General features: G+C 71.4%; 6 protein-coding genes. All 6 read left to right on the plus strand.

Annotation, left to right across the window (positions count from 1 at the left end):
- The first annotated feature begins 136 nt into the window (after positions 1-136).
- The 6 genes from C1I95_RS13245 to mnhG are packed head-to-tail and all read left to right on the plus strand — an operon-like array spanning position 137 to position 6,275.
- The gene (locus C1I95_RS13245) at positions 137-2,977 is read left to right on the plus strand and encodes a Na+/H+ antiporter subunit A (protein ID WP_111214113.1); all 2,841 of its coding nucleotides are present in this window, start codon (positions 137-139) and stop codon (positions 2,975-2,977) included.
- Positions 2,974-3,447 (plus strand): Na(+)/H(+) antiporter subunit C, encoded by a 474-nt coding sequence (locus C1I95_RS13250; protein ID WP_111214114.1) that lies wholly within the window; start codon positions 2,974-2,976, stop codon positions 3,445-3,447. Before C1I95_RS13245 ends, C1I95_RS13250 begins: the two co-directional genes overlap by 4 nt.
- Positions 3,444-5,021, plus strand: coding sequence for a Na+/H+ antiporter subunit D (locus C1I95_RS13255; protein ID WP_111214115.1), 1,578 nt, complete (start codon positions 3,444-3,446; stop codon positions 5,019-5,021). The genes C1I95_RS13250 and C1I95_RS13255 overlap by 4 nt, the downstream gene beginning before the upstream one ends.
- 11 nt (positions 5,022-5,032) lie before the next feature.
- Positions 5,033-5,641, plus strand: coding sequence for a Na+/H+ antiporter subunit E (locus tag C1I95_RS13260; protein ID WP_111214122.1), 609 nt, complete (start codon positions 5,033-5,035; stop codon positions 5,639-5,641).
- A complete protein-coding gene (locus C1I95_RS13265) occupies positions 5,638-5,901 on the plus strand; it encodes a monovalent cation/H+ antiporter complex subunit F (protein ID WP_111214116.1) in 264 nt (87 codons plus the stop codon). Before C1I95_RS13260 ends, C1I95_RS13265 begins: the two co-directional genes overlap by 4 nt.
- Entirely contained in the window at positions 5,898-6,275 is a 378-nt protein-coding gene (mnhG, locus tag C1I95_RS13270; protein WP_111214117.1) for a monovalent cation/H(+) antiporter subunit G, read from the plus strand. The genes C1I95_RS13265 and mnhG overlap by 4 nt, the downstream gene beginning before the upstream one ends.
- Positions 6,276-6,524: the final 249 nt, after the last annotated feature.

The following is a 6,524-nucleotide window of genomic DNA, read 5'->3' on the forward strand; positions in this document are numbered from 1 at the left end:
ACCCGAGATGAACTCGAACACCGCCCCGGGTCGCTCTGTCATCAGACACACCTTTGATCCAAATCACGACAGATGCAGATGGCGGTCCTTACCGGATAGGGTCGTCACACCGACGGATGATCTTTGGGGAGGGTGTGTGCTGGTACTGGTGGCGGTCCATGCGCTGACAGCCGTGATCGCCCCGGCGCTGGTGCGACTCTGGGGACGGCACGCCCTCTACCTGGTGGCACTGGCGCCCGGCGCGACACTGGTGTGGGCCCTGACACAGGCCAGCGGGGTCCGCTCCGGCGACCCGGTGGTCGAGACGGTGCCCTGGGTACCGCAACTCGGCCTGGAACTCGCCCTGCGGATGGGCACCCTGTCCTGGTTGATGGTCGTCCTGGTCGGCGGCGTCGGCGCGCTGGTGCTGGCCTACAGTGCCCGCTACTTCCGCTCCGACGACCCAGGGCTCGGGCGGTTCGCCGCCGTGTTCGTCGCCTTCGCCGGAGCGATGCTCGGCCTGGTCGTCTCCGACGACCTGCTGCTGCTGTACGTGTTCTGGGAACTCACCACCGTCTTCTCCTACCTGCTGATCGGCAGCGACCCGGCGAAGCGGGCCAGCCGGCGGGCGGCGATGCAGGCGCTGCTGGTGACCACGCTGGGCGGCCTGGCGATGCTGGCCGGGTTCGTCATGCTCGGCCAGCACGCCGGCACCTACCGCTGGTCCGAGATCGCCGGGAACCTGCCCGGCGGCGGCTACCTCGCGGTCGCCGTGCTGCTGATCCTGCTGGGCGCGCTGAGCAAGTCGGCGATCTTCCCGTTCAGCTTCTGGCTGCCGGGGGCGATGGCGGCACCGACGCCGGTCAGCGCCTACCTGCACGCCGCGGCGATGGTGAAGGCCGGCGTGTTCCTGGTCGCCCTGATGGGCCCCGCCGTGGCCGGCACCGCGCCGTGGCGGCCCGTGCTGCTGGCCACCGGCCTGATCACCATGTTCTTCGGCGGGTGGGCCGCGCTGCGCCAGATCGATCTCAAGCTGCTGCTCGCCTACGGCACGGTCAGCCAGCTCGGCCTGCTGATGGTGATCCTCGGTGCCGGCAGCCGCGACGCCGCGCTGGCCGGCGTGGCCATGGTGCTGGCCCACGCGCTGTTCAAGGCCACCCTGTTCCTCGTGGTCGGCATCGTCGACCACGCCACCGGCACCCGCGACCTGCGCGAACTCAACGGCCTCGGGCGTCGGGCACCGGCGCTGGCGGTGGTGGCCGGGCTCGCCGCGGCGTCGATGGCCGGCCTGCCGCCGATGGCCGGGTTCGTCGCGAAGGAGGCGGCCGTCGAGGCGCTCCTGCACGGCGGCGGTGCCGACCTGGTGGTGCTGGCCGGCGTGCTGCTCGGCTCGGTGCTGACCGTCGCCTACACGCTGCGGTTCCTCTGGGGCGCCTTCGCCGACAAGGTCGGCACGCCCGACACGCCGGATCCGCCCACCACCACGGTCCGGGCGGTCTCCTGGCCCTTCCTCGCCCCGGCGGCCGTGTTGGCGCTGGCCGGTACCGCGGTCGGTCTCCTCGCCCCGGCGGTGGACCGCCTGCTCGCCCCGTACGCCGATCTCTACGACTCCGCCGAGCCGGGCTACCACTTGGCGTTGTGGCACGGGCTCACGCCGGCGCTGGGCCTGTCGGTGCTGGCCGTGGCCGGCGGTGCCGGACTGTTCCACCTGCTGCGCCGCGAGCGCGTACGGGCCACCCTGCGGCTGCCGTTCGACGGCGCCAGCGTCTACAAGAAGTCCATCGGTGGCGTCGACCGGCTGGCGGTGGAGCTGACCGGCGCGACCCAGCGTGGTTCGCTGCCGTTCTACCTCGGCGTCATCCTGGTGGTGCTGGTGCTGATGCCGGGCGGTGCCCTGCTGGCCGGCAGCCCCTGGCCGCAGCGGTTCCACCTCTGGGACACGCCGTTGCAGGGGGTCGCCGCCGCGGTGGTCGTCGTCGCCGCTGTGATGGCCGCCCGCGCGCTGCGCCGGCTCACCGCGATGATCCTGGTGGGCGTCGCCGGCTACGGCATCGCGCTGATGTTCGTCCTGCACGGCGCGCCCGACCTGGCGCTGACCCAGTTCCTGGTGGAGACCGTCACGATCGTGATGTTCGTGCTGGTGCTGCGCCGCCTGCCGGCGAAGTTCTCGGAGCGGCCGATCCGATCCAGCCGCCGTGGTCGGGTCGCCATCGGCGTCGCCGTCGGCGCGGTCACCGCCGGCATGGCGTACGTCGCGGCGGGCGCCCGGCAGGCCATCCCGATCTCGGTCGGCTTCCCCGACGAAGCCGTCTCGTACGGCGGCGGCAAGAACGTGGTCAACGTGACCCTGGTCGACATCCGGGCCTGGGACACCATGGGCGAGATCGCGGTGCTTGTGGTGGCCGCCACCGGCGTGGCCAGCCTGATCTTCCGTCACGCCCGCGACCTCGACCGGCGGGGCGACATCCCCGGCGGTGGCCGCGCGGAGTCCACCCGGCCACGCTGGCTGACCACCGGCGCCACCGCCCGGGCCCAGTCGGTCATCCTCCAGGTCGTCACCCGGCTGCTGTTCCACGTCATCGTGCTGTTCTCGATCTACCTGCTGTTCAGCGGGCACAACGCCCCCGGTGGCGGGTTCGCCGCGGGTCTGGTCGCCGGTCTCGCCCTGGCCGTGCGCTACCTGGCCGGCGGGCGTACCGAACTCAACGGCGCCGCACCGGTCGACGCCGGCGTGGTGCTCGGGGCCGGGCTCTTCGTCGCCGTCGGCACGGGGGTGGCCGCGATGCTGCTCGGCGGCGAGTTCCTGCAGAGCGCCCTGCTCGACTTCCACCTGCCGGTGCTGGGGCACATCCACTTCGTCACGTCGGCCTTCTTCGACGTCGGCGTCTACCTGATCGTCGTCGGCCTGGTGCTGGACATCCTGCGAAGCCTCGGCGCCGAGATGGACCGCCAGCACGAGACCGAGGACGACGAGGTACGGGAAAAGGAGCTGGTGTGACACCCAACCTCACCTACGTCATCGTGGTCGGCGTGCTCGTCGCCGCCGGCGTCACGTTGCTGCTGGAACGCAGCCTCACCCGGGTGCTGATGGGCGTCATCCTGCTTGGCAACGGCGCCAACCTGCTGCTGCTCACCGGCGGGCGGGCCGGCGGTGCGCCGATCGTGGGCAACACCCCGCAGGAGGAGATGAGCGACCCGCTGCCGCAGGCGATGATCCTCACCGCCATCGTCATCACCCTCGGCATGACCGCGTTCCTGCTCGCCCTGGCCTACCGCAGCTGGCACCTCAACGGGCACGACGAGGTGCAGGACGACGTCGAGGACCGCCGGATCATGGCTCTCGCGGAGCGCGACGAGGGCCCGGACGGCGCCGACTCCGGCGACGGCGACGATGACGATGACGACGACGCACAGACCGACAACGAGCGGTCGCTGGCCGCCACGGCGGACGCGGGGAGGGCTGGATGACGTACCTCGTTCCGCTGCCGGTGGTGATGCCGCTGATCGGCGCGGCGTTGACGCTGCTGCTGCTCGGCCGCCCGCGCGCCCAGCGATGGGTCAGCCTGACCGTGCTCACCGCCACCGTCGCGGTCGCCGCGATGCTGCTGGTGCAGTCCAGCCTGAACGGTCCGCTGGTGGTGGAGGTCGGCGGCTGGGCCGCCCCGATCGGCATCGTGCTGGTGGCCGACCAACTCGCCGCGCTGATGCTGGTGGTCTCGGCCGCGGTCACCCTCTGCGTGCTGGTCTACTCCATCGGGCAGGGCATGGCCGACGGCAACGAGGAGACGCCGCTGTCGGTCTACCACCCCACCTATCTGGTGCTGACCGCCGGCGTGTGTAACGCGTTCCTCTCCGGCGACCTGTTCAACCTCTACGTCGGCTTCGAGATCCTGCTGGTCGCCAGCTACGTGCTGCTGACCCTGGGCAGCACCGAGACCCGGATCCGGGCCGGCACCACGTACGTCGTGGTCAGCCTGCTCTCGTCGGTGATCTTCCTGGTCGCCATCGGTCTGGTGTACGCCGCGACCGGCACGCTCAACCTCGCCCAGCTCGTCGACCGGCTGGACGCCCTACCGGACGACGTCCGGCTGGTGCTGCAGGGCATGCTGCTGCTGGCCTTCGGCATCAAGGCGGCGGTCTTCCCGCTGTCGGCCTGGCTACCGGACAGCTACCCGACCGCCCCGGCCCCGGTCACCGCCGTCTTCGCCGGCCTGCTCACCAAGGTCGGCGTGTACGCGATCATCCGGACCGAGACGTTGCTGTTCCCGGGCGGACGAACGGCCACCCTGCTGCTGGTGACGGCGGTGCTGACCATGGTGGTCGGCATCCTCGGCGCGGTCGCGCAGTCGGACATCAAGCGGTTGCTGTCGTTCACCCTGATCAGCCATATCGGCTACATGCTCTTCGGCGTCGGGCTCACCACGGCGCTCGGCCTGTCCGCGGCGATCTTCTACGTGGTGCACCACATCACCATCCAGACCACCCTGTTCCTCGCCGCCGGCCTGGTCGAACGCCGGGGCGGCAGCACCGCGATGGACCGCCTCGGCGGCCTGGCGAGACTGTCGCCGCTGCTGGCCGTGCTGTTCTTCGTGCCCGCGCTGAACCTCGCCGGGATCCCGCCGTTCTCTGGGTTCCTCGGCAAGCTCGGCCTCGTCCAGGCGGGCATCGACAACGGCGGCGTACTGGCCTGGATCCTGGTCGCCGGCGGGCTGCTCACCAGCCTGCTCACCCTGTACGCCATCGCCCGGGTGTGGAACCTCGCCTTCTGGCGGGCACCGCACCCGGACATGCCGGCCGTCGTCGGTTCGGCCACGGCGGCCCGCACCGACGGTGCGGAACAGCCGCACCAGGTCGTCACGGTCGGGCAGACGGGTGCCGTCATGCCCAAGATGATGATCGCGCCGACCGTCGCCCTGGTCGCGTTCGGGCTGGTGCTGACCCTGGTGGCCGGCCCGCTGTTCGACCTCAGCACCGACGCCGCCAACGACCTGCTGCGCCGGACACCGTACGTCGAAGCCGTCTTCCCTGGGGGGACGCCGTGAGCCCCGACCCGATGACCCCGGCCCCGCCGACCGACCCGCCGAACCCACCACTGACCCGGACGGCCCGACGCCGCAACCGGATCGTCGCGGTGACCTGCCTGGTCGTCGTCTGGGTGCTGCTGTGGGGCACCCTCTCCTGGGCCAACGTGATCAGTGGGCTGGTGGTGGCCGCCGTGCTGCTGGCGGTCTTCCCGCTGCCCCCGGTGACGTTCGCGGGTCGGATCCACCCGCTGCCGTTGCTGCGCTTCGCGTTGCGGTTCCTGCTCGATCTCGTGGTCGCCTCCGCCCAGATCGCCTGGCTGGCCCTGCGGGTCGGGCACACCCCGCGCAGCGCCATCATCGCGGTCCAGCTGCGGGTGAACACGGACCTCAACCTCACCCTCACCGCCGAGGCGCTGTCCCTGGTGCCGGGCAGCCTGATCCTGGAGGCCGACCGCAGCACCGGCACCCTGTTCATCCACGTCATCAACGTGGACAGCCTGGCCGAGGTCGAACAGTTCCGGCGTGGCGTGCTGGAACTGGAGGCCCGGATCATCGCTGCCATCGGCTCCGCCGACGAACAGCGTCGCGTCCGCGAGGGCGCCTATCCACCGGCCGACCTGGAAGGAGCGCCGACATGACCGCCGTCGCCGTGACCGTCACCGTGCTGCTCGCCGCAGCCGGTGGGTTCACCCTGACCCGCATCATCCGCGGCCCGTCGATCCTGGACCGGGCCGTCGCCACCGATGTGCTGCTGGCCATCATCGTCGCCGCGATCGCCACCGAGGCCGCGTACAGCCGCGACGCCACCGCCCTGCCGGTGCTGGTGGTCCTCGCGATCCTCGGGTTCGTCGGGTCGGTCAGCGTCGCCCGCTTCGCCACCCGGAGAAACACCAAATGAGCCTGGACGCCGTGCTCGACATCGCCGCCGCCGTCTGCCTGATCACCGGCGCGCTGCTCAGCCTCGCCGCCGGGGTGGCCCTGGTGCGCTTCCCCGACCTGCTCACCCGGATGCACGCCGCGGCCAAGCCGCAGGTGCTCGGCCTGCTGCTGGTCCTGGTCGGCTGCGGCCTTCGGCTGCGTACCGGGGTGGACATCACCACGCTGGTGCTGGTCGGTGCCTTCCAGCTCGCCACCGCGCCGGTGGCCGCGCACATGGTCGGCCGGGCCGCCTACCCGCACGACCAGATCCGTACTGACCTGCTGCTCACCGACGAACTCGCCGCGCACCTCGACCGGGTCGCCGCCGACCGGGAGGACGCGCCGCGCGGCTGACCGCCGGCTCAATATCCATTGCGGCCACGGCGGGCTGCCCCTAGTCTTCTCGGCATCAGGTCAGCCCGAGTGAAGCCGGAAGGAGTATGCCGTGTCGCAACGTGATCGCAGCCAGGCCAAGTGGTCCCTGCCGTGTCCTACCGCCGTCCCCGGCGGCACACCGGCTCGACTCTCCGGCCACAACCCGCCCCGGCGATCGGAACGACGCAACTAACCAGCGCCACCACCGATCCCGAGGCCGCCCACCCC

It is taken from the genome of Micromonospora craterilacus (assembly GCF_003236315.1).
GTDB lineage: Bacteria > Actinomycetota > Actinomycetes > Mycobacteriales > Micromonosporaceae > Micromonospora > Micromonospora craterilacus.

What these genes read in the sequence shown, in the direction of transcription:
- C1I95_RS13260 (WP_111214122.1), top strand. Translation starts at nt 5,033, where the DNA reads ATGACCCCGGCCCCGCCGACCGACCCGCCGAACCCACCACTGACCCGG.
- mnhG (WP_111214117.1), top strand. Translation starts at nt 5,898, where the DNA reads ATGAGCCTGGACGCCGTGCTCGACATCGCCGCCGCCGTCTGCCTGATC.
- C1I95_RS13265 (WP_111214116.1), top strand. Translation starts at nt 5,638, where the DNA reads ATGACCGCCGTCGCCGTGACCGTCACCGTGCTGCTCGCCGCAGCCGGT.
- C1I95_RS13255 (WP_111214115.1), top strand. Translation starts at nt 3,444, where the DNA reads ATGACGTACCTCGTTCCGCTGCCGGTGGTGATGCCGCTGATCGGCGCG.